The sequence below is a fragment of the Thermoanaerobaculia bacterium genome (assembly GCA_018057705.1).
Classification (GTDB): Bacteria; Acidobacteriota; Thermoanaerobaculia; order Multivoradales; family JAGPDF01; genus JAGPDF01.
In genome coordinates this window covers 50,443-75,541 of record JAGPDF010000010.1, presented here as the reverse complement: position 1 = coordinate 75,541, position 25,099 = coordinate 50,443, and the positions used below count along the sequence as shown (strand labels likewise).

The 25,099-nt window shown below is 69.0% G+C and carries 18 protein-coding genes; 5 read left to right on the top strand and 13 right to left on the bottom strand.

The features are described from left to right. Positions 1-2 precede the first annotated feature (2 nt). The 7 genes from phoU to KBI44_05050 form a co-directional block, all read right to left on the bottom strand. Positions 3-680 (bottom strand): phosphate signaling complex protein PhoU, encoded by a 678-nt coding sequence (gene phoU, locus KBI44_05080; GenBank protein ID MBP9143841.1) that lies wholly within the window; start codon positions 678-680, stop codon positions 3-5. A 96-nt stretch (positions 681-776) separates the two neighbouring features. Continuing rightward, on the bottom strand, positions 777-2,171 hold the full coding sequence (locus KBI44_05075) for a hypothetical protein (protein ID MBP9143840.1): 1,395 nt from the start codon (positions 2,169-2,171) through the stop codon (positions 777-779). Positions 2,172-2,348: 177 nt separating this feature from the next. Further along, positions 2,349-4,172, bottom strand: a complete 1,824-nt coding sequence (locus KBI44_05070) for a HAMP domain-containing protein (protein ID MBP9143839.1) — start codon at positions 4,170-4,172, stop codon at positions 2,349-2,351. A gap of 312 nt (positions 4,173-4,484) precedes the next feature. Beyond that, complete coding sequence (locus tag KBI44_05065; protein MBP9143838.1) at positions 4,485-6,122, bottom strand: Ppx/GppA family phosphatase; 1,638 nt, start codon at positions 6,120-6,122, stop codon at positions 4,485-4,487. A gap of 55 nt (positions 6,123-6,177) precedes the next feature. Beyond that, entirely contained in the window at positions 6,178-7,167 is a 990-nt protein-coding gene (locus tag KBI44_05060; GenBank protein MBP9143837.1) for an inorganic phosphate transporter, read from the bottom strand. Positions 7,168-7,188: 21 nt separating this feature from the next. Next, entirely contained in the window at positions 7,189-7,842 is a 654-nt protein-coding gene (locus KBI44_05055) for a DUF47 family protein (GenBank protein MBP9143836.1), read from the bottom strand. Positions 7,843-7,952: 110 nt separating this feature from the next. Further along, on the bottom strand, positions 7,953-10,409 hold the full coding sequence (locus tag KBI44_05050) for a glycosyltransferase (protein MBP9143835.1): 2,457 nt from the start codon (positions 10,407-10,409) through the stop codon (positions 7,953-7,955). Positions 10,410-10,595: 186 nt separating this feature from the next. Between KBI44_05050 and ppk1 the strand changes: the two genes are divergently transcribed. After that, complete coding sequence (gene ppk1 / locus KBI44_05045; GenBank protein MBP9143834.1) at positions 10,596-12,719, top strand: polyphosphate kinase 1; 2,124 nt, start codon at positions 10,596-10,598, stop codon at positions 12,717-12,719. Positions 12,720-12,725: 6 nt separating this feature from the next. On the opposite strand, the gene KBI44_05040 is transcribed toward ppk1, so the two are convergent. Genes KBI44_05040 through KBI44_05030 form a run of 3 tightly spaced genes read right to left on the bottom strand, consistent with a single transcriptional unit; the run spans position 12,726 to position 15,127 of the window. Next, a complete protein-coding gene (locus tag KBI44_05040) occupies positions 12,726-13,883 on the bottom strand; it encodes a CHAD domain-containing protein (GenBank protein ID MBP9143833.1) in 1,158 nt (385 codons plus the stop codon). A 40-nt stretch (positions 13,884-13,923) separates the two neighbouring features. Continuing rightward, complete coding sequence (locus KBI44_05035; protein ID MBP9143832.1) at positions 13,924-14,430, bottom strand: histidine phosphatase family protein; 507 nt, start codon at positions 14,428-14,430, stop codon at positions 13,924-13,926. Positions 14,431-14,443: 13 nt separating this feature from the next. Then, a complete protein-coding gene (locus KBI44_05030) occupies positions 14,444-15,127 on the bottom strand; it encodes a response regulator (protein MBP9143831.1) in 684 nt (227 codons plus the stop codon). Positions 15,128-15,494: 367 nt separating this feature from the next. Between KBI44_05030 and KBI44_05025 the strand changes: the two genes are divergently transcribed. Beyond that, positions 15,495-15,788: a hypothetical protein gene (locus tag KBI44_05025; GenBank protein ID MBP9143830.1), complete on the top strand. Its 294-nt coding sequence runs from the start codon at positions 15,495-15,497 to the stop codon at positions 15,786-15,788. Here KBI44_05025 and maf read toward each other — a convergent pair whose 3' ends face one another. From maf to KBI44_05010, 3 genes are all read right to left on the bottom strand, one after another. Continuing rightward, positions 15,789-16,415: a septum formation protein Maf gene (gene maf / locus KBI44_05020; GenBank protein ID MBP9143829.1), complete on the bottom strand. Its 627-nt coding sequence runs from the start codon at positions 16,413-16,415 to the stop codon at positions 15,789-15,791. Positions 16,416-16,490: 75 nt separating this feature from the next. Then, entirely contained in the window at positions 16,491-19,130 is a 2,640-nt protein-coding gene (locus tag KBI44_05015; protein MBP9143828.1) for a VWA domain-containing protein, read from the bottom strand. Between the two features lie 46 nt (positions 19,131-19,176). Further along, the gene (locus tag KBI44_05010) at positions 19,177-21,789 is read right to left on the bottom strand and encodes a VWA domain-containing protein (GenBank protein MBP9143827.1); all 2,613 of its coding nucleotides are present in this window, start codon (positions 21,787-21,789) and stop codon (positions 19,177-19,179) included. 55 nt (positions 21,790-21,844) lie between these two features. Here KBI44_05010 and KBI44_05005 point away from each other — a divergent pair, with 55 nt between their 5' ends. From KBI44_05005 to bla, 3 genes are read left to right on the top strand one after another with little or no spacing between them, the layout of a single operon-like run. After that, positions 21,845-23,017, top strand: a complete 1,173-nt coding sequence (locus KBI44_05005) for a cysteine desulfurase (GenBank protein ID MBP9143826.1) — start codon at positions 21,845-21,847, stop codon at positions 23,015-23,017. Then, the gene (gene mnmA / locus KBI44_05000; protein ID MBP9143825.1) at positions 23,014-24,114 is read left to right on the top strand and encodes a tRNA 2-thiouridine(34) synthase MnmA; all 1,101 of its coding nucleotides are present in this window, start codon (positions 23,014-23,016) and stop codon (positions 24,112-24,114) included. Before KBI44_05005 ends, mnmA begins: the two co-directional genes overlap by 4 nt. A gap of 29 nt (positions 24,115-24,143) precedes the next feature. After that, positions 24,144-25,025, top strand: a complete 882-nt coding sequence (bla, locus tag KBI44_04995; GenBank protein MBP9143824.1) for a subclass B3 metallo-beta-lactamase — start codon at positions 24,144-24,146, stop codon at positions 25,023-25,025. Positions 25,026-25,099 lie beyond the last annotated feature (74 nt).

Sequence of the window (25,099 nt, the reverse complement as noted above, 5' to 3'; positions counted from 1 at the left end):
CTCTACTTGCGCTCGGAGATGTCGACCGGGGCGAGGTGGCGGATGTCGCGGCCTTCGACGTAGAAGACGACATCCTCGCCGATGTTGGTGGCGTGGTCGGCGATGCGCTCGTAATTGCGGGCGATGAGCAGCAGGTGGAGCGCCCGCGCGACGGTCCGCGGGTCCTCGATCATGTAGGTGAGGAGCTCACGGAAGAGCTGGCGGTAGAGGGCGTCGACCTCGTCGTCGCGGCGGCAGACCTCGAAGGCGGCGCGAGCATCGCGGCGGACGAAGCTGTCGAGAGCGTCGCGCACCATCTCCTGGGTGATGATCGCCAGGCGCGGCAGGTCGATGTACGGCTTGAGCGGCGGGTCCTGGTTGAGGATCTCGACCGCCTGGGCCACGTTCACCGCCGAGTCGCCCATGCGCTCGAGATCGGTGGAGATCTTCATCACCGCGACGAGGAATCGCAGGTCGATTGCGGTCGGCTGCTGCAGCGCCAGAATGGCGTGGCAGGCGTCATCGAGGTCCTTTTCGAGCTGATCGACGTCGGCATCGGTGCGGATCACCGCCTGGGCGCGCGCGGTGTCACGTTCGACGAGCGCCGCCATCGCCTCGCTGATCATCCGCTCGACGAGCCCTCCCATGCGGAGGAGCGACTGGCGAATCTTCTCGAAATCCTGGTCCCTGTGACGTTCCATTTTCACTTTCTCCTGCAAACATCAAACCTACTACGGATGAAAAAAAGAGGGGAGACCCCCGCCGAGGGACGGGGATCTCCCCAACCCGAGGGAGGCTTAGAAGATGACCTGGAGCTGGACCCGAAGCTCATCGAGCCCGGCGCCGGTCACCTTGTCTTCGTAGCTGAACCAGTCGGCCTGGATCTTGTGGACATGCTTGTTGAGGTAGTAGCTGACGCCGAGGCCGGTGCCCTCGAAGTCCTTGAGGGCGCTGCCGAGGTTGCTGACGTTGAAGGTGGTGTCGCGCTCGATGCTCTCGTAGCGGCCGGCGACCTCGAACTTGTTGCCGGGGAAGAGGTAGCCCGCCTGGAGGTAGTAGCCGAGGTTGTCCGACGTGACGTTGCTCTGGTTCTCGGCATTCTCGTCGAAGTACTCGCCCTGGACGTTGAAGCCGCCCCACTTGAAGGCCACTTCGTAGCCCAGGCGCTCGATGTCGATCGCCGAGGCGCCGAGACCGACGGTGTTGGTCAGGCCGGCGAGGCCGAGGGCGAGGCGAGGTCCGTCGGGGCGATCGAGCGAGCTCTCCTCGAACTTGTACTCACCGAACGGCATCCAGGCGACGCGGCCCGAATAGAGGTACTCGTCGTTGTCGTTGATGTTGATGTTGCGCGCGATGCCGTTGTAGGCGCCGATCGCGTACTCGAAGGTCTTCGAGCTGTTCATGCCCTCGAGGCGGATGCCCTGGTCGCGGCCGGGAGCGTAGAGCGCATTGCCGATCCAGCGGTCGACGAACTGCTGCTTGCCCGAGGAGGTGTACTCCTGGCGACCGAACGGCACCTTGCCCTGGCCGACCCAGACCGTGGCCATGGGGTTCTTGGTCCACCAGATCTCGGCGTCCTCGAGCTCCGGTCCGCGGCGCACCGTGGTGCGCAGCGAGTTCGAGACGATCGACGCGGCGGTGACGTAGCCGCCGCCGACCCAATTCGCCTGCAGCTTGAACTTCCAGTCGCCCGCCTTGCCCTCGATCGCCGTCTTGGCGCGGCGGATGTTGAAGGTGCCGATGTCCTCGACCGCCGGATTGTCGGCGTTGAACATCGTGTAGCGCGCCTGCAGGCGGTTCGAGATGCCGATCTCGGCGTTCTTGGTCTTGAAGGTCGTCTTGCCGTCCTTCCAAGAGACGTCGAAGCCGGGGTTATAGGGCTTGGGAGACGGCCGGTCGTAGCCCGGCAGGTTGTGCTTGAAGAGGTAGAGGTCGACCGCGGTTTCGTTCTCGGCGACCAGGGTCTTGCCGTCCACCGCACGGCCGACGAGGGTGACCGCGGTGCCGATCTCTCCGCCCTCGGACCAGGCCTTGAAACGCTCGGGGGTGTTGAACACGTAGACCCGCCCGTCCTTCTCGACTTCAGAGTAGTAGAGGCCCATGAGGGGCTGCTGCGCGACGGCGCTCGCGGCGAGGCCGAAGCCGAGGACGAGCAGGCAGAGGCCTGCGGCGATGACGAGAGACTTGCGCATAATGAGATTCCTCCCTGAAGTTGACAGATCGAGTTTCCTGCGCGGCGCCCGCAGTGGTGCTGCAGACTGGGCGCTGCGAGTCCAGGGAAAGATATCGGGGGGGTCCTGCGAAGCTGCGACGTCGATGTGACAGGGGTGCGACAGGCGCTGCCGCCCTGGAGGAGCTCGCGGCCGGGGCTAGCCCCGGTCGCGGTGTTGCGGCAGGAGGACGCGGAACTTCGAGCCCCGGCCGAGCTCGCTCTCGACTTCGACCCGGCCCTGATGGGCCTGGGCGACGTGCTTGACGATGGCGAGGCCCAGCCCGGTGCCGCCCTCCTCGCGCGCCCGGCCCTTGTCGACGCGGTAGAAGCGCTCGAAGATGCGCGGCAGCGCCGATCCCGGGATGCCGATCCCGGTGTCGCGGACCTCGATCACCGCCATCCCGGCGGCCGGCGCGCCGGCCGGCGTTGGCGCCGCCGGCATCTCGGGATCACCCGCCCGGGAGCCCAGAGTGACCTCGACGCTGCCTCCTGCCTGGTTGTACTTGACGGCGTTCTCCAACAGGTTCGAAAACAGGCGGAAGAGCCCTTCGGGATCTCCCTGCACGACCGGAGAGGGCCCCGGCACGAGCTCGACCGCGACCTGCCTTGCGGCGGCCTGCCCGGCGACGAGCTCGATCGCCTCGCCGGCGAGCCGCCGCAGATCGACCGGCTCGAGCGATTCGAGCGCCTCCTTGCCCTCGAGCCGGGAGAGTGTCAGGAGGTCGGCGAGGAGAGCTGCGAGGCGCCGGCACTGGTCCACGATGCGCTGGCTGAAGCGCTGCGCGGTGTCGCGGTCCTCGAGCGCGCCGTCGCAGAGGGTCTCGGCATAGCCCTGGATCGCGGCGAGCGGGGTGCGCAGCTCATGCGAGACGTTGGCGACGAAATCGCGCCGCATGCGGTTCAGCTGTTCCGATTCGGTGATGTCGCGAACCACGACGACGGCGCCATCCTGCGCGCCCAGCGTCGATCCGGTGAGAGCCAGCGTGCGGCGCACCGGCTCCATGACCTCGAGGTGCACGCGCCGTTCGGCGCCGTCGGAGAGGACCTGCTGAATGAGATCGACCAGACGGCGCTCGCGCGCCAGGTCGAGGACGTCTCCCGGGGAGGCGTTCGCCGGCACGCCGAAGATCTCGCAGAAGGCGGAGTTCAGCAGTCGGACTCTGCCTCGGGCATCGGTGACCAGCACGCCTTCGGTCATGCCGGCGACGGTGGCGCGCAGGTGGTCGCGCTCCGCTTCGACGGCGTGGAGCTGCTCGCCGGCGTGCCGCGCCATGCGCTGCAGGGCGGTGCCGAGGCGCGCCAGCTCCCGCTGCTCCGGAATTTGAAAGCGGGCGGCGTAGTCACCGCGGCCCATGGCGTCGGCCGCGGCGAGCAGCTCGCCGAGCGGCCGGAAGAGCGAGCGCGTCAGCCACCACGAGACCAGGGCGACGAGCGCCAGGGCGGCCGCCAGGGCGAGGAGGAGGATCCTGCCGAGATGCCGGGTCAGGGCGGAGATCGTGGAGAGCGGTTGCCCGAGGCGCAGGATCCAGGAGCGGCCGCCGGCGTCGTTGACCAACCGTGCAGCGTAGAGCGTGTCCTGTTCGGTGGTGTCGCTGTGACGGACTGCACTGCCTTCGCCACGCGCCAGCGCGGCGAAGATCTCGGGGCGCGTGCGATGGTTGTCCATGGCCGCGAGCTCGCTGCCAAGGCGCTGGCTGTCGGCCAGCACCTTGCCGTCGAGGGCGACGAGGGTGATCCGAAAGTCGGTGCCGGCGACGAGTTGGTGGAGACGCTGCGCGAGGTCCGGGTCCGGCGAGACGAGCGAGCCCGGGGCCGGCACGGCTGCCACGAGCAGGCGGGCCTCCTGTGCCAGCTGGGAGGTCGCCTGCTGGGCGAGCGTACGGGGGAGCAGGATCGAGGCCAGCACTGCCGCCAGGGCGAGGGCTGCGAGGGCCGGCCAGAGTGGGGCGAGGCGGAGTCTGGGAGCGAAAGAGTAGGCCATGGAGGGGGTGCTGCGCGAGTGTACAACGGCGGCGAATCGGTGCCCGGTGGGGCTCCCCGGAGTTCTCCGCAACCGAGGTGGAAAAGGCTGTGGAAAAGCGCCCCCGGAGTGCTCCGAAGGGCCGCTCGATGGGCGCTCATCAGCGTTCTGCACTGTTTCTTGTGCATTGAGCGTAAATGATGGGAAACAATGAATTTGGGCGAGGACAGAAGCTCCATCCCGAGCGCTGATTCGATCCCGACGCGGGGATTTTCCGCAGCGATCGGCGGCTTGACTTTTCAGCCGGTTGTTAACTCCTTGTGACAGTGCGGATTAGCGGCGACGCGAAGGCTTCTTGAGGCCCTGCCGGAAGGTCAGGCGGCGGGCGAAGACCTTCTCGAAGAGTCGCGCGCGGTCGCGGGCGGCAGCCAACTCCAGCCCGACCTCGAAGGGGGACAGGACCTCGACCATCACCTCGCGCCGCCCCTTGAGAGAGGCGTAGAGCTCGACGACCCGCGTGGCATGGGTGCAATCGAGTGCGTTGGCGACCCGCAGAAGTGGCGTGAGCCGCTCCACGGAGCGCTGTTGCCAGCTGCGCAGCGCCGCGAACGACGCGTGGCGGGCGCGAGGTGGAGCGCCGCGATGGTAGCGCGCCACTTCGGCGATGATCTCGATCTCGCGCGGGTCGAAGCCGTCGAGGTCGGCGGTGGTGATGAGGTAGTGGCTGTGCTTGTGGTGGCGCTCGAAGTGGATCGAGTGACCGATGTCGTGCAACAGGGCCGCGAATTCGAGCCACTCGCGCTCGCGCGCGCCGAGATTGTGGACCGGGGCGGTGAGGTCGAACAGGCGGACAGAGAGATGCGCCACCTGCTGCGCGTGGGCGAGCATTCCCGGCGCCCGGCTCGCGAGGTCGAGAACCTGGCGGCGCCGCACTTCGCCGGCGACCGGGGCCGCGGCTGCGGGGGCACCGAGCGCCTCGAGCACCAGACCTTCCCGCAGCGCGCGGTCGCAGAGGAAGAGGCGGTCGACTCCGGCCTTCGCCGCCAGCTCCTGCAGCAGGACGGCGCCGGCGAGGATCGACCCGGCGCGCGGTGCGCCGACCGGCGGCAGGGCGGCGATCTCCTTGACCGTCAGCGTCTGCAGACCGGCGACCACGCTGTTGAGCTCGCGCACCCGGAGCTCGCGCAGGCCGCCGATCATCGCGCCGCGCTCGCGGCCGGCGAGGAGATCGGCCAGGTCGCCACAGCAGGCGGCGGTCCCCGAGGTGGCGATCATGCGGTCGGTCGACTTCGGCGTCTTGAGCTTCGCCAGGCCCTCGCGGACGGCGCGCCGCAGGCGCTCGATCGACCGCAGGGCGGTTGGATCGCCCTCGAGCATCGCCGCGCAGCGCAGCGAGCCCAACGGCACGCTCTGCACCGAACGCAGGTCGCCGCGTCGCGCCACGCACCACTCGGTCGAGCCGCCGCCGACGTCGGCGAGCACGACGGTTCCCTGCGAGAGATCGACGGCGTGCTGGACGGCGCGAAAGATCAAGGCGCCTTCCTCCTCCCCGGAGAGGATGCGGACGTCGAGCCCGGTGAGGGCGCGGACCTGGGCGAGGAAATCACTCCCGTTCGCCGCTTCGCGCACCGCACTGGTGGCGACGGCGACGATCTCGCCCGCCCCCTTGAGACGCGCGAGCGTGGTCATCTTGAGCAGCGCCTCCAGCCCCTTGCGCATCGCTTTCGGCGACAGCGCTCCGTCAGCGAGCGCCGACTTGCCGAGCCGCACCATGTCGCGCTCTCGCGCCAGCACCTGATAACTGCCGGAGGCGAGAGGACCGCCGCGTTCGACGATCACCATGTGAATCGAATTCGAGCCGATGTCGATCGCGGCGATGCGGCCGGACTTCGCGGCTGCCGGGCCGACCTTGCCGCGAGGCGGCCGGGCAGCGGGCTGGGCGGTTTTAACGGAGTCGCGACGCGGGCTCATCTCGCCCGGAATTGAATCAGAGAAGCGGCGAATCGGGAAATCGGTCGCGGCCGGATCAGGCGCCAAGGAAAAACGCGACCACGAGATAGCAGAGCGCTGCCACGGACGCCGAGATGGGGATCGTCAACACCCAGGCCCAGACGATGCGGCTGGCGACTCCCCACTTCACAGCGGAGAGGCGCTTCGTCGCGCCGACCCCCATGATGGCGCCGGTGATCGTGTGGGTGGTCGACACGGGGATGCCTGCGAGAGTTGCCCCGACGAGTGTCAGCGCGCCTGCAGTCTCGGCGCAAAAGCCACCGGTCGGCTGAAGCTTGGTGATCTTCGAACCCATCGTCTTGACGATCCGCCAGCCGCCGAAGAGGGTGCCGAGAGCGATGGCCAAATGGCTGATGAGGATGACCCAAAGCGGCACTTCGAACCTGGACAGGTACCCGGACGAGACCAGCAGGCCGGTGATGATGCCCATCGTCTTCTGGGCGTCGTTGCCGCCGTGGCCGAGGCTGTAGAACGCCGCCGAGACCAGCTGCGCCCGCCGGAAGAATCGATCCGCCTTGTGCACGCGGGCGCGGCGAAAGAGCCAGGCTACCGCGACCATGAGCAGGAAGCCGAGCAGCATTCCGATCGTCGGGGCGAGGACGATGAACAGCAGCGTCTTCGTCCAGCCGGCCAGGAGGATCGCCGCCCATCCCCCTTTGGCGATGGCGGCGCCGGCGTAGCCGCCGATCAGCGCATGCGAGGAGGAGACCGGAATGCCGAAGTACCAGGTGAAGAGGTTCCAGAAGATCGCGCCGAGGAGCCCCGCGAGGATGACCTGCGGGGTGACGATCGAGAGGTCGATCATCCCCTTGCCGATCGTCTTCGCGACGTGCGTGCCGAGCACGAAGGCGGCGACGAAGTTGAAGAAGGCCGCCCAGGCGACCGCCTGCTGTGGCGACAGCACCCGGGTCGAGACGACGGTGGCGATCGAATTCGCGGCGTCGTGGAAACCGTTCAGAAAGTCGAAGATCAGCGCAACGAGGATGATGGCGATGAGGACGGTCATTGCGAGGAGGGCAGGCCCGGCTCAGGCGTTCTTGATCACCACGTTGCCGATGATGTGGGTGAAGTCCTTGCAGGAATCGCAGGCATCCTCGAGGTTCTGGTAGATCTCCTTCCACTTCATCGTGTCCATGGCGTTGCGCCCGCTGTCGGCGCGGAAGAGATCGGCGATCACGGTGAGAAAGAGGTCGTCCCCCTGGTTCTCGAGCTCCGAGATCCGTACCAGCTTGTCGCGCACCTGCGGCTCGTTCCCGAGATCCCAGATCAGCCGGGTCACGGAGTCGATCTGGCCGACCATCTCGAGGAGGATCTCGGCGAAGCGGGTGAGCGGCTCGGGCGCCTCGTCGATCTGGAAGATGACCAGGTAGCGGGCGATGCCTTCGAGATAGTCGAGGATGTCGTCGAGGTCGACTGCGATCGAGCGGATGTCCTCGCGGTCGAGCGGCGTGATGAACGAGCGGTTGAGCGCCTCGAAGACCTGGCGGGTGATCTCGTCGCCCTCGTGCTCCAGCGCCTTGAGCTCGACCAGCTTGATCCTTCGGTCTTCGAGCTTGGTGCTCCGGGCGATGGCGAGGAAGAGCTCGGCCGAGCGGGTCAGATTCTGGGTGTCCTTGAGGAGCAGCTCCTGAAAGCGCTCCTCGCGAGGCAGGAACCGCTTGATGATCGAGTCGAGTCTCATGCGGCCCTCGGAGATCGTGCAGGTGGCAGTGGCGATTCCAGCTGACGGCGAGGCTGAAGCCTACCACTGGCTGTCACACCGCTGTCACATCCCGAGGGGCAGGCCGCCCGTCAACCGGCGCTGGCGAAGAGGGTCTCGGAGTCGGTCCGGACCGCCGGCAAGTCGTCGGGCACCTCGTCGGTCTCCCGCAGGTCACGATCCGGAAAGAGGGCGGTGAGGAGCCGTCCCCAGCTGCAGGATCGGGCGTGCTGGCGCGCCGCCGCGGCCAGCCGGCGCCGGATACCCTCGCGCCCGAGGAGGATCGCCATCGCATCGACCAGGGCGTCGGGCACCTCGAGGTCGATGACCAGCCCGGTCTCGCCATGCCGCACCTGCTCGGCGGGGCCACCTTCCTTCGCCACGATCGGCGGTATCCCCGAGGCCATCGCTTCCAGGACGGCGTTGCCGAAGGTGTCGGTGCGGCTCGGGAAGACGAAGAGGTCGGCGGAGGCGTAGGCGGTCGCGAGCTCTTCGCCGCGCAGGTAGCCGATGAAGGCGACATCCGGAGAGCTCCAGCGCATTTCGAGCGCCGGGCGCTCGGGGCCGTCGCCGACGATGGCGAGGCTCGCCGCGATACCGCGGGAGCGCAGGGCCCGGAAAGCCCTGAAGAGCGCGTCGAGGTTCTTCTCCCGGCTCAGCCGCCCGACGTAGAGAATGACGGGTCCGTTCCCGAGGCCCCACCGGGCGAAGAGGTCCGGCTCGCGCCGGGTGGGCGAGAACAGGTCGAGGTCGACGCCGCGCGGCAGGTCGCGCAGCCGGGAGCTTTCGATCCCCATCGCGGCCAGCTCGGCGGCATAGGAGGCGCTCGAGACGAAGACCTCGTCCATCTGGCGGTAGAACCATCGGATGTAGGAACCAGCGATCGCCTCCAGGCGTCCGTCGCCGCCGAGCGCCGCGACGTAGCGCGGAAAGTCGGTATGGAAGATGCCGGCGACCGGCACGCCGAGGAGCTTTCCTGCGGCGAGGGCAGCGAGGCCGACCGGCCCCGGGGTCGAGATCAGGATCCGGCCGTAACGCTCGCGCTCGCAGTGTTCGATGAGCTCCATCGCCGGAGGAACGCGCAGGGTGAGCTCTTCGTAGCGCGGGATCGGCGTCTCCCAGATCGGCGCGAAGTTCTCGCAGTCGAAGTCGTGGGAAGGTCGCGCGATCTCGCTCGTCAGCACGGTGAGCGGCAAGGAGCGCCTGCGGGCGAGAGTCGCGGCGCTCACGATGGTCCGCGAGACGCCGTTGACGTCCTGCAGGGTGTCGGTCGCCCAGGCGAGGCGCGGGCTCTTGGCCTCGAGGTGGGCGGCCGCCGCGAACCGCTGCGCCACCTGCCGATGCAGCGGCTCGTCCTTGTGCTGGAAGCGGAACGCGGCGAGGTACGGCGACAGCGCCACCACCACCGGTGCGAGGTCGGAGATGGCCGGCAGTGCGCTCATGATGTCGCCGCGCTCGAGCTCCGAGACGACCGCCTCGAGGGTCCTCGCTGCCGCTCGTTGGCCGAGGCGGCAGGCCGATTCGAACGTCCGCCGCTCGGCCTCGCGCGCCGCCGCGGTCTGGCCGGCCAGGTCCCGGGCCGGGCCGGAAGGCGGCTCCGGGCGCGCGAGCGGTACCGGTGGCGCGAAGGAGAGGAGCTTGCGCACCGTCTTGCCGAAGGCCGAGCCTTCCGGATTCGACGGGTCGAGCTCCCCCCCGGCGATGCGGCGCAGAAGGTCGGCCAGCGGGTCGTTCTTCCAGCGTGATCCGCCGAGCACCTTGGCGCGATAGTAGTCGTGGGCGAGAGTCTGAAAGCTCCGCGCGAGCTTGAGCGACGATCCGGCCTCTCCCCCGGGCCGGCAGCGGCCGGAGCCGACCTGCGCGAGGAACTCCTGCGGCGAGTCCGCGAGGACGGTCTCCGTCCAGGTCGTCGCGACGTAGATCCCGCCGTGGTCGTCGCTGCCACCGGTCGTCGCGTAGCGCGGCGCCTCTTCGGGATCGAGGTCGAGCGCCAGGCGGTGGCGCTCGGCGAGCCCGGCCAGGAGGTCCGGGGAGGTCGCTCCGAGAACGGCGTCGAAGAGCGCCGTCGCGCGCGGATCGCGCGTACCGTTGACCCCTTCGAACAGACGGAAGAGGACGAGGATCTTCTCGAGGTGATCGAGGGTCAGCCGATCGTTGACGCGGAAGAGCGGATGCGCCACGACATGCACGATGCCCTCGCTGCGGGCGTAGTCGCGGAACTCATAGAGATTGCGCTTCAGTCGCTGCAGCTCGCGATGCTGCGCCTCCGTGACTCCCAGAACGAGAATGTGCAGATCGCAGCCATCCTCCGGAAAGGTGACGGTCTCCTCGCTGGAGAGGAACGTTCCCGGCAGGTGAGCGATGTCGAGCGACCCGGCGATCGAGTCATGGTCGGAGATGGTGACGAAGTCCATGCCGCGCGCCTTCGCCAGGCGATAGATTTCGAGCGGCTCGGTGAAGCTCTCCGGTGCGCCAATGCGGTCGAGGTACCACTCACTCGGGCGGTCGGAGCGCTTGCTGTGGACGTGGATGTCGCAGCGGCTGAACATGGGTGCGATCTCCTCTCCGGCTGGGAGGAGAGCCTAGGGCCTGTGTGGGGCGTTCGAGTGACCGTCCCGCGGCGCCGGGGCGACGCTCGAGAACGTCACTTCGACGTCACGCCCGGAGAGTAGGATCATTGGCCTGCCGCGATCCGACCGCTGTCGAGGCGCCGGGTCCGCGCGAGCGAGGGCGAAATGTCGACGACCGTCAACTCTACTGTCAGCCTGCCGGAAGGCGGCACTGCGAACCGTGAAGCGGCGGACCTGTCGCCCTTCCTCAACCGTGAGCTCTCCTGGCTCGAGTTCAACGCGCGGGTCCTGGCCGAGGCCGGGGATCCGGGAGTGCCGCTCCTCGACCGGCTCAAGTTCCTCGCCATCTTCGGCGGCAATCTGGACGAGTTCTTCATGAAGCGCGTCGGAGGGCTGAAGCTGCAACAGCAGAGCCATCCGAACGGCCTGTCGCCCGACGGCCGAACGCCGGCGCAGCAGCTGGCCGAGATCGGCGCCTGGGTCCGTCCGCGCCAGCAGCAGCAGCGCGCGCTACTGCTCGAGAAGGTGCTGCCGGAGATTGCCCGCCACGGCGTGGAGCTGGTCACCTTCCGCGACCTACAGCCGGCAGAGCGCGCTCATCTCGAGAAGTTCTTCTCGAGCTTCGTCTTCCCGATTCTCACCCCGCTCGGGCTCGACACTTCGCACCCGTTTCCGTTCATCTCCAACCTCTCCCTTTCGCTGGCGGTCGCCCTGCGCTCGCCGGCGAGCGCCGAGGTCCGCTTCGCGCGCCTCAAGGTGCCGCCCAGCCTGCCGCGCTGGATCCAGCTGCCGGATTCGCTGCGCTTCATTCCGCTCGAGGTGGTGATCGCCGAGTTCCTCGAGCGCCTCTTTCCGGGAATGGAGCTCCTCGAGTCGTATCCGTTCCGGGTGACGCGGGCGGCCGACGCCGAGAAGCACGAGGAGCAGGCGGAGGATCTGCTCGAGTCGGTGCAGGAGGAGCTGCGGGCCCGGCGGTTCGCCGCGGTGGTGCGGCTCGAGGTCGTGCCGGAGATGCCCGAGTGGATGCGCCTGCTGCTCGCCGACGAGCTCGTGGTGGGGCCGGCCGACGTCTACGAGGTGCGGCCGCCGCTGGCGGCGCGCGACCTCTTCCAGCTCGCCGCGCTGAATCTGCCGGCGTTGCAGGAGCCGAAGTGGCGGCCGCAGACCCACCCGCGCCTCGAGCCCGCGGGCGACACTCGCGAAGTCGATCTCTTCCGGGTGATCCGCAGCGGCGACCTTCTCGTGCACCACCCTTACGACGCTTTCTCGAGCTCGGTGGAGCGCTTCCTGCGGATCGCGGCCGAGGATCCGGCGGTGCTGGCGATCAAGCAGACTCTCTACCGCACCTCGCGCAACTCGCCGGTGGTGCAGTCGCTCATCGAGGCCGCCGAACGCGGCAAGCAGGTCGCCGTCCTGGTGGAGCTCAAGGCGAGCTTCGACGAGGCCCGCAACATCGAGTGGGCGGAGGCGCTCGAGGGCGCGGGCGCGCACGTCGCCTACGGCGTGCTGGGCTACAAGACGCACGCCAAGGTATCGCTCGTCGTGCGCCAGGAGCCCGACGGCATGCGCACCTATGTCCACCTCGCGACCGGTAACTACAACACCGACACCGCCGAGCTCTACACCGACCTCGGGCTCTTCAGCTGCGATCCCGTTCTCGGCGCCGACACCGCCCAGCTCTTCAACCTGCTGACTTCGGGGCATATCGGAGACCAGCGATTCGAGAAGCTCGTCGTGGCGCCGACGAGCATGCGCCGGCGTATCCTCGAGCTCATCGCGCGCGAGGCCGGGCACGAGAGCCACGGCCGCCAGGGACGGATCATCGCCAAGATGAACTCGCTCGAGGATCCGCAGATCGTGCGGGCGCTCTACGACGCCTCGCGCGCCGGAGTGGAGATCGACCTCATCGTGCGCGGCGTCTGCCGGCTGCGTCCGGGCGTCCCCGGGATGAGCGAGACCATCCGCGTGCGCTCGATCGTCGGGCGATTCCTCGAGCACGCCCGCATCTTCCACTTCGCCAACGGCGGCGCCCCGGAGTATTTCATCGCCTCCGCCGACTGGATGTCGCGGAACCTCGATCGCCGGGTGGAGACGATGGTCCCGGTCGAGGCGCCCGACCTGCGCGCCGAGCTGCAGTCGATCCTCGACGTTCAGCTCGCCGACAACCGCAAGGCCTGGGCGCTCGAGTCCGACGGCAGCTGGCGGCAAGAACAGCCCGCAGAGGGCGAGCCGGAGCGCGACAGCCAGGCGATCTTCATGGCGAACGCCCTCCGTCGCCGCGCGCGCTGAGCGCAGCTAGCCGGTGGTCGACGGCGACCGCGCGGGCCGGGTTCGCCGGACGGGGGCTTGGCGCCCGCCCGGCCGGCGCGGCTTGCGAGCTGCAGGGGCGCCTGCGGCCGGCTTCTCTCGCGGCGGACGCCGGCGGGGGGGCGCGCCGAGACTGCGGTCGAGCGTTTCGAGCGCCGCGACGAGCTCCTGGCGGAGAGGGGCGGTCTCGCCCAGCCAGCCCTGCGTCAGGGAGGCGAAGAGGTCGCTTCTCCGCGCGCCGAGCCGTCGGGCCACGGCGATGAGGCCGGAGCGCTCGCTCCGCCGCAGCGTCGGGAGAGCCTGCGCGGCGCGTCCGGCAGGCGATGTCGGGTCCGCCCCGTCCAGCGTGTCGGCGATGAGCCGCTGAGCCCGTTTCGACTCGATCTCCGCCAGGGACTGGGCCACGTGGGCCGCCAGGAGCTGCCCGTCGTGGAGCTCGCCGAGGAGATCCTGCAGCGCTTTGAGCAGCTCGACCGGGCGGCGCGCGCTGTCGATCCAGGGGGCGAGAGGTTCGGCCAGGTAGCGCAGCCGCTTGGCGGCGATGCGCGCGGCATGCCCTTCGGTCTCGTCCGCGACGGTCTCGATCCGCGCCAGCTTGTCGAAGAGCTCGTCGCGGCTGCGGACGAGCGCTTCGCGCGTCGCGGCCGCGAAGCTCGGCGGCGGCGCGGGCTGCGCGAGGTTCACGGTCACCTTGTAGGCGACGAGGCGGGCCGCCAGATCTTCCGCGATACCGGCGAAGTCGCGCACGATCTCGCGTTCGACCTTGCGATAGCTCTCGTCACGGCGCACGGTGAGATCCGCCGCGAGGACCCGGTGCCCGGCGCGCTCGGCCGGTTTGAGCTCGGCGGCGAAGGTGCCGAGCCAGGCGAGCTGCACCTCGGCATCGCGCCCGGGGTTGGTGTCGCGCGCCAGGGTTGCCAGGTTGCGCAGCGCCCGCTTGGGAAACTCGACACTGAAAGCCGACCGGTGCGAGCGCAGGAGACTCCGCAGGCGACGCAGCGCGACGCGGAAGTCGTGCAACGCCTCTTCGCGGTCGCCGTCGACCAGCTGCTTTCGAGCCTCGATCGCCCGCTCGAGCTGGACGAGCGCCAGCCGGCGAACGGCCTCCTCCGCTGGCCGGGTGAGCAGATCGGCCGGGATCTTCACGCGCCGCCGCCGGAGTGCGCGCTGGAGAACGCCTCGCCGTTCACCGCAGCGCCCGCAGCAGGGATGGAGTGAGGTGCCAGAGCAGGGTGGCGTTGCCCGGCGCGAGGCGGCCGGTGAAATCGAGCAGACAGGCGCCCCCCTTGCGCAACTCGAGGAACGACTTCTGCTGCCCCGAGAGGAGCCAGCCGGCGAGCTGCGAAAGGTCCGGTTCGTGCCCGACACAGGCGACGGCCGGCAACGACTTCTGCGTCTGCAGGAACTTGAGGAGGCCCGCCGAGGCTCCGGCGGGCGCGAGCTCGGCGGCTTCCGACAGCACCGGGCGGCCGGGATAGGCCCGAGCGAGAATCTCCGCCGACTCGCGCGCTCTCGCATAGGGGCTGGTCGCGATCAGGGCGAGCTCGGGAAGGAGGCCGGCCAGGGCATCGCCGATCCGGCGCATCTTCTTCCTCCCCTCTTCGGTGAGGGGGCGCAGCCGGTCCTCTTTGCCGGTGGCCGCGAACGTGGCGCGGTCGTGGGCGACGGCGTGGCGCAGCAGCAGCAGCTTCATCTGCGCCGCGCTTCTAGCCGCGCATCCGGTAGCCGACGCCGATCACCGTCTCGATGCGGTCGGACTCCGGACCGAGCTTGTGCCGGAGCCTTCGCACGTGCGTGTCGACGGTCCGGCTGTCGACGTCCTCGGCATAGCCCCAGACGTCGGTCAGCAGGCGCGCCCGCGTCTGAACGCGGCCCTGGCGCTCCATCAGGATCCGCAACAGGCGGAACTCGGTGGCGGTGAGGGGGACGTCGACTCCGCGCACTTCGGCGCGATGAGCGGCGGCGTCGAGCCGGATCCTGCCGATCTCGATCCGGGCGCTGGGCTCCTCCTCACCGGCGTGGCGGCGCAGCACCGCCTTGATCCGGAGGACGACTTCGCGTGGGCTGAACGGCTTGGAGATGTAGTCGTCGGCGCCGAGCTCGAGGCCGACGATCCGGTCGAGCTCCTCGCCCTTCGCCGTGAGCATGACGAGGGGGAGGTTCGAGGTCGCAGGATCGCGCTTGAGCAGTCGAGCGAGCTCGAGGCCGTCGAGCCCGGGGAGCATCAGGTCGAGAACGAGGAGGTCGGGCGGACGCCGGCGGATGGCCTCGAGCGCGCTGTCGCCGCGCCGCTCGACGGTCACCGCGAAGCCGGCGCGTTCGAGGTTGAACTGCAGCACCTCGGCGATATCGGGCTCGTCTTCGACGACCAGAATCCGGGTCGCGACCATGTCCGTGAGGCTAGCATGCACCTCTCCGCAGCAAGCGCGGAAAAGCCTGCGGAAAACTGCCCCGCAGGGGGATCGGAATCGCGATCGTTCCGGCCTCGCCAGCATTTTGAACAGGAAACTGTGCAACCAACATAAGTGCCCTGAAATGAGTAGTTAAGCCGGCCGATGTGAGCGGTTGCCGGCTCCTGGCCGGCGCCTCGCCGGTTCTTTTCCACAGCGGCTTCGTGACGGGAGGGTTACAGGAGTCATAAATGTCTGTGACAGATAGGTTTAGCCCATTCTGACCGGCCCGCCTTGACAGCTGCCGAGGCGCCGGTTACGGTGCGGGCGCAGCCGGGAGAGCGCCACCATGAACCCCCAGAATCCCATCCGGTCCTACATCATCTTCACCGGAACCGGACCGATCCTCGTGCTCTCGACCTATCCCGAGCTGTCCGATTCCCGGCTGGTGGAGAAGCTGCGCTACAAGGGGATCGTGAAGTTCATCGCCTACGAGGTCGCGCTCGCCGCGGTGCAGGAGCGCTATGCGCGCTCCTTCGAGAAGGTGGCCGCCGACCTGGCGTCGGTCGAGGACCTGCGGGTGCTCGATTTCAACGGCCACCAGATCATGACCAACTTCTCGCTCTCCGAGCTCGGCGAACCGATCAAGTTCGAAGGCTGATCAGCTCGCGCCAGCGCGGCTGCGCCGAAAGCTCGCGAGGTCGTAACCGAGCTCGCGGAAGCAGGCCTCGACCGCCGGAATCGGAAGTCCCACGACATTGGTGTAGTTGCCGGTGATCGCTTCGACGTAGACCGCTCCCCAGCCCTGGATGGCGTAGGCGCCCGCCTTGTCCATCGGTTCGCCGCCCGCGACGTAGGCGGCGATCTCCGCGTCGCTCATGGTGCGGATGCGGACCTGGGTGCGCTCGACCCGAGTCGCGAGGGTCCCAATGCCGGGCGGTGTCGCGGCTCCGCCGTCCCCCGCCGCCACGGCGACGCCGGTGTAGACCTCGTGATCGCGGCCGGAGAGACGCTCGAGCATCCAGCGGGCGTCAGCCTCGTCGGCGGGCTTGCCGAGAATCTCGTTACCGATGACCACGATGGTGTCCGCGGCGAGCACGATCTCTCCCTGGTGGATCGTGGTCCGCGCCTTCTCGATCGCCAGGCGAGTCACCAGGTCGGCCGGGCGTTCGAACGGAAGGGGGCTCTCGTCGGTCTGCGGCGGCCGCACCGTGAAGTCGAGGTCGAGGTCCGCAAGCAGAGCGCTTCGACGTGGAGAGGCGGAAGCGAGGACCAGGCGAAGAGGCATGCGGATTCCTTCCAGGGTCTGCGACGTCGGAAGCTCGGTTCGCGCGGATCCCCTGGTGCAGGGTCGCCGCAGGTTTCAGGGATAGTAGCCGGAGAGCGTGCGTGCCGTGACGCCCGGACGGCCGACTTCGAGGCGGATCTCGCGAAAGGCGGTCGAGCCGTCGAGTCGGGACGACTGGTAGGCCAGGAGGTACTGCGAACGCAGCTCCTGCCGGATCGTCTCGTAGACGCTGGCGAGCTCGCTGGCGCGCCGGATGCGGAACGAGCGCCCGCCGGTCTCGCGCGCCAGCTGGTCGAGGTGCGCCCCGGCATCGACCGGCTTCCCGGGAACGTTCAGACCGATCGCGTAGATCGTCACGCCGGTCCGGCGCGCGTACTCGAGGACCTCGTCGAAGCGAAAACGGCTCTCGGAGTCGGCCCCGTCAGTGAGCAGGATGAGCGCCCGCTTGCCGCGCACGCCGGAGAAGTAGTGCAGAGCGAAGGCGAGGGCGTCGTGAAAGCGGGTCTCGCCCGAGGCCTCGAGGCCGGCGAGGCCTCCGGCCAGGAGCTCGAGCTTGTTGGTGAAGCGGACCGCAAGTCGCGGCGCGTCGGCGAAGGTGATGACCGCCGCCCGGTCCACCGGAGTCAGGACCTCGCGGAAGAAGCGGTGCGCGGCGGCTTCGGCATCGGTCAGCTCCTCGATCATCGAGGCGGACGTGTCGATCATCACGCCGGCATGGATCGGCAGCGTGTCGACCTGTTCGAAGCGCCGGATCTCCTGCTCCTCGCCGTCTTCCAGCACGCGAAACTCTTCCGCCGCGAGGTCGGTCACCGGACGGCCCCGCTTGTCGAGCACCGTGGCGTAGAGCTCCACGAAATCCACGTCGACCGCTTCGGTGCTCGCCTCGGCGCCCAGGACCCGGACGTCTTCGGCGGCGCCTCCGCCGGCCAGAAAGGCGACGGCGCGCAGGTAGGTGAGGCCGTCGATCGGGGGGGCGATCAGAGAGACCGTCCAGGGCGCCTGGAAGAGCGTCGCGAGCCGGGTCTCGTTGAGGTAGAACTCGACCCGGTCGAGCTCCTCCCCCTCGGGAAGATCGACCTCGGCCCGGGCCTGGAGGGGCTCGCCGGCAGCGGGCGTCTGCTGCGGCTCGGTCAGGCGGAGCGCGAAACGATGCGGGCCGCCGTTGAGCAGCACTTCGCCGGCGGCGACGATCTCGCCAGCCTGGTCGACCGCCGCAGCCGAAAGACGACGGAAGCGCGGCGAGCGCCCGAGGTCGATCTCGATCGAGAACGGCGGCCGGCGCTTGGAGAGCAGTGGCTTGCCATCGAGCTCGAAGTCGACCCGTGCCGGTACGACGCCGCGGATGTCGGCCTCCACCCGCACCAGGCCGATGGCCAGCCGGGAGGTCGGCGCCAGCAGGCGCAGGCTCGGTTCCTGAGCTGCATCGGAGATGCGGGAGCTGGCAGCGCCCGCGGCACCCGCGGCATCGGCGGCCGCGGCGAGCGTCGGCGGCGGGGTCGGCAGAGCGGTGGCGTCCTCGGCCCCCAGGGCCTGCGGTCTGGCTGACGCGGCGACCGCAGTGACCGTATCGGTCGCGGTACCCGCAGCGGCCGAACCGGGTGCCGGCACCTCGAGCGCCCGCTCGCTGCGGAAGACCCGGCGGCTCGCCGGGTCCTGGAGCCGAAGCACCAGCGTGTAGCTCCCCGGACGCAGGAAGCGCCGCGCGGAGAAGGGCAGCGTCGTGGCGCCGCTCAGACGTTCGGCGGAGATCTCGAAGCGGTAGCGAAAGTGGTCGAAGAGCTCGTCGTCGCGCAGGACCTCGCCGTCGAGGAGCAGCGCGGTCGCCGCCGGCACCGGGCCGGAGGCCTCCCCCCGGAGCGCGGCGGCTTCGACGATGACGCTGGCATCGACGATCGTGCGGCTCTGATTGCGGCCACGAAAGCGGATCTCGACCTGCGCGGCGAGCGGCAGCGCACCTTCGGGGAGGTCGGTCGAATAGGACAGGAAGGTGCGGACCCACTCGGGATTCGGATGCGGAATGACCTCCCACTGGGTCGCGAGGTCATTCCAGTCGGAAGCCGCCGCGAGGCCGCCGACGATCTCCTCCCCGCGCGGGCAGTCGCGCGGAATCCTCTCGGCCATCTCGCCCGCGACGTCACCTGTGGCCGGGAGCGGCCAGAGCAGGAGCTCCTGGTAGCCCGACCGCGGCGACCAGAGGCGGTGCGGGGCGCTCTCGCTGACGCCGCCCGAGACGAAGACGAGCGCGAAGCCGTGCGGGATCCGGTCGGTGGAGCCGAAAAACCAGATCTCGCCCGCCTGCAGCAGCTCGGCGCAACGCAGCGGCAGCCGCCGCGCCGGCTCGCCGTTGAGCAGCGTCATGCGAAAGCGCTCGTCGGCAGGCTCAGGGTAGCGTTCCCGGGCCAGGCGGAGGCGCTCACCGAAGCGCTCCTGGAGCTCGTTTCTCGCCGTCTCGGGATACGGGTCGCGCACCTCCCAGAAGCGGCGCTCGAACGCCTGGCGCTGGTAGGAGCGGGTGAGGGCGAGATAGGCCTCGCGCTCGACGCTCGAGAGCAGCGGCTCGACGTCGGCGAGGAAGCTGCCGGTGGCGGCATCCGAAGACTCTGCTGGCGCCGCAACAGGCAGGGCCTCGCCTTGCGGACCGGCAAGGGCAGCCGGGGCCGCAGTGCCGCCGGTCAGGCAGAGAAGCAGCGAAACGGCGAGAGCGCGAAGTCGCATCGGCGAGGGAGGGTGATCCTAACCCGAGGGCGGCTCACCCGGGCTCTCAGGGGTAGTAGCCGCGAATCGTCTTGGCGTCGAGTCCGGAGCGCCCGACTTCGAGATCGACGAGGCGAAAGCGCAGCTCGCGGTTCGAATTGGTCGACTGATAGGCCAGCAGGTAACGCGACCGCAACTCGGTCTGAATCGCCTCGTAGATCGCCGCGAGCTCAGTGGACTCCTTGATGAAGAAGTTGCGGCCGCCGGTCTCTTCGGCGAGCTTCTTCAGGACCTTCCGCACCTCGGAGTCGGTGCGCGGAATGTTCAGACCGACGGTGTAGATGGCGATCCCGGCCCGGCGCGCGAAGTCCAGGGTCTCCTCGACGTCGAACCTGCTGCCCTCGTCCTTGCCGTCGGAAAGCAGCAGGATCGCGCGCTGGCCCTTGACGCCATTGAAGTAGAAGAGCGAGAAGACGACGGAATCGTAGAGCGCGGTGCCGCGCTCGGCCTTGAGCCCGGCGAGGCCCCCGGCGAGCGCCGGCAGTTGGTTGGTGAGCTTGACGGCCAGCAGGGGGTGGTCGTTGAAGACGATGAGGGCGCCGCGGTCCTTCGGCGTGATGGCGCTCTCGAAGAACTTGAGCGCCGCCGCCTTGGCCTGCGCCAGGTTGCTCTCCATGGAAGCCGAGACGTCGAGCAGGATGGCGACGTGAATGGGCAGATTTTCGAGGTGCTCGAAGCGCGCGATCTCCTGCGGCACGCCGTCCTCGAGGACGCGGAAGTCGCCCTGTTCGAGATCCCGGACCGGGTGGTTCTCGCGGTCGAGCACCGTGGTGTAGAGCTCGACGAACTGGACATCGAGCTCCTCGAGGTTGTCCGGCGCGTTGACGAAGACGAGATCCTCGGTCTGGTTGCCGTCGACCTGATGGGCGACGGCGCGGACGTAAGCGATGCCGCCGTCCGCGGGGAGGGCGATCGGCTGGGTGAAGGGCTCCTGGTAGAGCGTCGCCACCAGGGTCTCGTTGAGGAAGAACTCGACGCGATCGAGCGCGCCGTCCTCGGGCACTTCGATCTCGGCTTCGGCGCGCAGGCTCTTCTCGTACTGCGCGCCGCGGCGCGGCTCGATGAGCCGCACGCGGAAACGGTGGCTGCTGGCATTGACCTGGATCTCGTCCCAGGCGACCTCTTTCCCCTGGTCGTCGAAGGCGCTGGCGCGCAACGTCCGGGTGCGAGGCACCTCGCCGAGGTCGAGCTCCACCGAATAGGGCGGCCGGTTCTTGCGCAGGATCGACCGGCCGTCGAGGGTGAACAGCACCTCGGAGATGGCGGTTCCGGTGGTGAGGCTGTCGAAGCGCACCAGCCCTGCCTGGAGCTCGCCGCGCGGCGGCACGATGCGGATGGTGTTGTCGAGCGTCGAAAGCGCCGCGTTGGCCTCGGCGAAGATCCCGGCGGAAAACGCGTCGACCTCCTGGGGCACCGGTCCCTCGACCGCCGGCACTTCGACCTCGATCAGTTTGCGGAAGAATCCGCCACCGTTCAGGTCCTCGAGCTTGAGGATCAGGGTGTACTTGCCCGGACGCAGGAAACGCTCGAAGACGAGCGGAATCGTGGCCGGAATCGCGGGCGCGGCTGGCCCCCCGGCGGCGGTCGCCGGACTCTCGCTGTTCGCAGGGGGAGGCGCGGGGTCGGCGGTCGCGAGGGGGATATCGAACTTGTAGCGGAAGGCGTCGAAGAGCTTCTTGCCGATCAGGATCTCGCCGTTCAACTGGAAGTCGAAGGACTGGGCGCCGGCGTTGTCCGCCGGCGTGAGACCGGAGGTCGAGACCGCCAGAGTCCCCTGCATCACCGAGCGGCTCTGACGGCGCCCGGGGAAGGCGATGGCGAGCTCGGCCGAGAGGTTCGCGACGCCCTCGGGCAGGTCGGTGGAGTAGGAGTTGAAGGTCGCCACCCATTCGCGCGAGATCGGGGCGATCGGCGCCAGGGCGGTCTCCAGGACGCGCTGGAAGTCGATGCGCCCGCGGCGCAGGATGTTGGCCAGAGCCGCGGCGATGTCGTCGCGCTGCATGCAGCTGCGCGACATCTCTTCGAGCAGGGCGGAATCGCTCGTGCCGACCGGGGCGAACTGCATCAACATCGCCAGTCCCTCGTCCGGATACCAGAGCCGGAACGGTCCCTGCGCGAATCGGCGATAGAAGACGAACATGACGACGTCTTCGCGGATGCGTTCGCTGCGTGGGTAGACCCAGATCTCGAGCGGCCAGGTGGTCCCGGCGCACTGCCCTTCCAGGCGCGCCGCCGGCGCCCCGTTGAGGAGGAAGAGGCGGGCGCGCTCCTCTTTGAGGCTGCCGAACCAGAGGCGGGCCTGCTCCACCCGCGCCGTCCAGGTCTCGCGCATCTCGTTGCGCACGGTGTCGGGATAGGGATCGCGCGCCTGCCAGAAACGCTCGATGAAAGCGTCGCGCTGGTAGTCCTTGTCGAGTGCCAGGAAGGCGGCGCGCTCCTCCGGGGTGAGGATCGAGTCGACCTCGTCGAGCCAGGCGAGGTACTCCTGCGAAAGTGCGGCCGGCTCGACCGCGGGCAGCGCAGGGCTGGGGGCCAGTTGGCCGAGCAGGGCGAGCCACAGGCACAGTCCGACCGGGAGGCGTCCGCGGGTCCGGCCGATTCGGCGAGGTGGGGTCGGCATCCCTGTCGATTGTTGCAGATCCGGTGCCGGGCGCGCAGCGATAGAATCGGCGCCGATGCGCGGATCGTACTTCGACCACAATGCGACGACCCCTCTCGACCCGGAGGTCCGGGAGGCGATGCTCCCCTGGCTCGGCGGGGCGGGCGGCAGCGATGGACTGTGGGGGAATCCCTCCTCGGTGCATCGCTTCGGGCAGGCGGCCCGCGAGGCCGTCGAAGCCGCCCGCGAGCAGGTGGCGGGGCTGATCGGCTGCCGGACACCGGAGGAGATCGTCTTCGTTTCGTCGGGGACGGAAGCCAACAATGCCGTGGTCGCGAGCCGCCTGGGCGAGTGCGCTCCCGGCGACCGCTTTGTCGTTTCGGCCCTCGAGCACCCCTCGATCCTCGTTGCCGCGCGGGCCGGCGCCCCCCGCGCCGGAGTCGTGGTGGAGGAGGTGCCGCCGCAGGAGGACGGGGTGGTGTCGCCGGACCGGATGGTTGCCGCCGCCGCTCCCGGAACGCGGCTCGCTGCTCTCATGCTGGCCAACAACGAGCTCGGGACCCTCCAGCCGGTGCCCGAACTGGCGGCGGCCCTGCGCGAGCGCGGCGTGCCCGTGCTGTGCGACGCGGTCCAGGCGGTTGGAAAGATCCCGGTTTCGGTTCAGGCGCTTGGAGTGGACTACCTGACGCTCGCCGCGCATAAGTTTCACGGTCCCCTCGGCGCGGCGGCGCTCTGGATCCGCGGTGGCGCCGCCTTTTCACCGCTGCTCGTCGGCGGCGCGCAGGAGCGTCAGCGCCGGGCTTCGACGGTCAATGTCCCGGCGGTGGTCGGGTTCGGCAAGGCCTGCGCGCTGGCGGCGCGGGATCTTCCGGCGCGCCACGCCAGGCTGCGCCTGCTGCGCGATCGCTTCGAGGCCGGGCTGACGGCCCTGCCGGAAGCGCGCGTGCACTGCGCCGGCGCGCCCCGCCTGCCGCACACCTCGCACGTCGCCTTCCCGGGGCTCGTGGGGCAGGAGTTGATGATCCGCCTCGACCTCATGGGGCTCGCGGTATCGACCGGCGCCGCCTGCGGCTCCGGCACGGTGCGGGCGAGCTCCACCCTGCTCGCCATGGGCATGGCGCACGACGAGGCGATCGCCTCGCTCCGGGTGTCGTTCGGCCTGTCGAACACGGTGGACGAGGTCGACGTTCTCCTTCAGGCGCTGGCCGAGGCGGTCGCCGTCCTGCGTTCGGCGGCGGTGGCCCGATGAAAGCCGCGCAGCCCCTGGTGGCGGTCGCCATGTCCGGTGGACTCGACTCCTCGGTCACCGCCTGGCTGCTCGCCGAGCGCGGCGAGCCGGTGGTCGGCCTCTCGATGCTGCTCTGGGACCACTCCGGCGATCGCGTTCACGGACGCTGCTGTTCGGCGCTCGATCTCGGCGACGCGAGAAGGGTGGCCGCCCAGGCGGGCATCCCGCACTACACGCTCAAGATGGACGAGGAGTTTCGCGAGCACGTCGTCGATCCGTTCGTGCGCGACTATCTGGGCGGCCGGACGCCATCGCCCTGCGTCCGCTGCAACACTTTCGTCAAGTTCGACCTGCTGCAAGAGCGCGCGGCGCGGCTCGGCGCGTCACGTATCGCGACCGGGCACTACGCGCGCATCCTAGACGGGCTCGAGGGGCCGGAGCTCCACACCGCGGTCGACCTCGACAAGGACCAGAGTTACTTCCTCTTCGAGCTCACCCGCGAACAGCTTGCCGCGGCCTCGTTCCCGCTCGGAGGCATGACGAAGTCCGAGGTCCGGGAGCTGGCGCGGCGCGCCGGACTGGTCGTCGCCGAGAAGAGCGAGTCGATGGAGGTCTGCTTCGTCGCCTCCGGCGTGCGCGAGTTCGTCGAGGGGCAGATCGCGGAGCACCCCGGGCGCTACGGCAAAGCTCCTGACGCTTTGCCTGCAGAGGTTCGGACAGCGGAAGGCGAAAAGCTCGGTAAAGGGGATCCGTACTACCGCTACACGGTCGGCCAGCGACGCGGGCTGGGCGTGGCTTCGAGCAAGCGCCTGTACGTCCTCGAAGTCCTGCCGGCGGAGAACGCGGTGGTGGTCGGTGACGAGGCGGACCTCATGGCCCCCGGCCTCGCTGGCGAGCGATTGCATTGGATCGGCACCGCCCCGAGCGGGCCGGTCGAAGTGACAGTGAAGATCCGCTCGCGCCACCCCGGCGTCGCGGCGCTCGTGCGGCCGCAGGCCGAATGCCGGGTCGAGGTCGACTTCGCCGAGCCCCAGCGCGGCGTCACGCCGGGCCAAGCGGCGGTCTTCTACCGCGGCACGCAAGTCCTCGGCGGCTGCTGGATCTCCGGCAGGCTTTAGCCCGAACAGAAAATAAAGGGGACCCAAGGATGCGCCGCATCGCTCTTTTTTCATTGTGCGCGCTTTTCGCGCTCCGAAGCTCGATCGTGTTTGGCCAGGCCACCGAGGAATGGCGCTCGTGGAACCAACCCGTCGAGCCGTTCCGCATCGCGGACAACCTCTATTACGTCGGCGCGTCCGACATAGCGTCGTATCTGATCACCACGCCCGCGGGGCACATCTTGATCGACGGCGGCTTCGTCGAGACGGCGCCGCAGATCGAGGCGAACCTCGTGAAGCTGGGATTCAAGGTCACGGACGTCGAGATCCTGCTCAACAGCCACGCTCACTTCGACCACGCCGGCGGGCTCGCAGCGCTCAAGGCGTCGACCGGAGCGAGGCTCTTCGCCAGTGCGGCGGATGCGACGCTGCTCGAGAACGGCGGCAAGGGGGACTTCCGCTGGGGTGACGAAGGGGCCTTTCCTGCGGTCGCGGTCGACCGCCGCCTCGCGGACGGCGAGCAAGTGACCCTCGGCGGGACGACCCTGACTGCGCGTCTCACTCCCGGACACACGCGAGGTGCCACCACCTGGACCTTCAGGGTGGACTCGTTCGACGTGGTGATCGTCAGCAGCGCCTCGATCCTCGACTACCGCTTCGTCGGCGCCGAGAGTTACCCTGGGATCGCCGCCGATTTCGAGCGCACGTTCGCAACCCTCAAGTCCTTGCCGGTGCAGATCTTCCTCGCGCCCCACGGCGGCTTTTTCGATCTCGCCGGCAAGCGCGAGCGCCTCGCGCTCGGCGCCGGGAAGAGCCACCCATTCGTCGATCCCGAGGGCTACAAAGCCTGGGTCGCGCGCGCGGAGGGCGCATTTCGAGCGGCCCTCGAGGGCCAGCGAGAAGGAGAGAAAGCTCCGGCAAAGGGAAAGTGAGAGCGCTCGTCTGCGAGCCGCGCTCTTTTTTCATTGTGTGAGCCTTTGCTTCTTTCTCCTGAAGAAGAAGAAAA

Bases quoted from the DNA above. Each gene is read 5' to 3' on its own strand.
- phoU (MBP9143841.1), bottom strand. From the start codon at position 680: ATGGAACGTCACAGGGACCAGGATTTCGAGAAGATTCGCCAGTCGCTC.
- KBI44_05075 (MBP9143840.1), bottom strand. From the start codon at position 2,171: ATGCGCAAGTCTCTCGTCATCGCCGCAGGCCTCTGCCTGCTCGTCCTC.
- KBI44_05070 (MBP9143839.1), bottom strand. From the start codon at position 4,172: ATGGCCTACTCTTTCGCTCCCAGACTCCGCCTCGCCCCACTCTGGCCG.
- KBI44_05065 (MBP9143838.1), bottom strand. From the start codon at position 6,122: ATGAGCCCGCGTCGCGACTCCGTTAAAACCGCCCAGCCCGCTGCCCGG.
- KBI44_05060 (MBP9143837.1), bottom strand. From the start codon at position 7,167: ATGACCGTCCTCATCGCCATCATCCTCGTTGCGCTGATCTTCGACTTT.
- KBI44_05055 (MBP9143836.1), bottom strand. From the start codon at position 7,842: ATGAGACTCGACTCGATCATCAAGCGGTTCCTGCCTCGCGAGGAGCGC.
- KBI44_05050 (MBP9143835.1), bottom strand. From the start codon at position 10,409: ATGTTCAGCCGCTGCGACATCCACGTCCACAGCAAGCGCTCCGACCGC.
- ppk1 (MBP9143834.1), top strand. From the start codon at position 10,596: ATGTCGACGACCGTCAACTCTACTGTCAGCCTGCCGGAAGGCGGCACT.
- KBI44_05035 (MBP9143832.1), bottom strand. From the start codon at position 14,430: ATGAAGCTGCTGCTGCTGCGCCACGCCGTCGCCCACGACCGCGCCACG.
- KBI44_05030 (MBP9143831.1), bottom strand. From the start codon at position 15,127: ATGGTCGCGACCCGGATTCTGGTCGTCGAAGACGAGCCCGATATCGCC.
- maf (MBP9143829.1), bottom strand. From the start codon at position 16,415: ATGCCTCTTCGCCTGGTCCTCGCTTCCGCCTCTCCACGTCGAAGCGCT.
- KBI44_05015 (MBP9143828.1), bottom strand. From the start codon at position 19,130: ATGCGACTTCGCGCTCTCGCCGTTTCGCTGCTTCTCTGCCTGACCGGC.
- KBI44_05010 (MBP9143827.1), bottom strand. From the start codon at position 21,789: ATGCCGACCCCACCTCGCCGAATCGGCCGGACCCGCGGACGCCTCCCG.
- KBI44_05005 (MBP9143826.1), top strand. From the start codon at position 21,845: ATGCGCGGATCGTACTTCGACCACAATGCGACGACCCCTCTCGACCCG.
- mnmA (MBP9143825.1), top strand. From the start codon at position 23,014: ATGAAAGCCGCGCAGCCCCTGGTGGCGGTCGCCATGTCCGGTGGACTC.
- bla (MBP9143824.1), top strand. From the start codon at position 24,144: ATGCGCCGCATCGCTCTTTTTTCATTGTGCGCGCTTTTCGCGCTCCGA.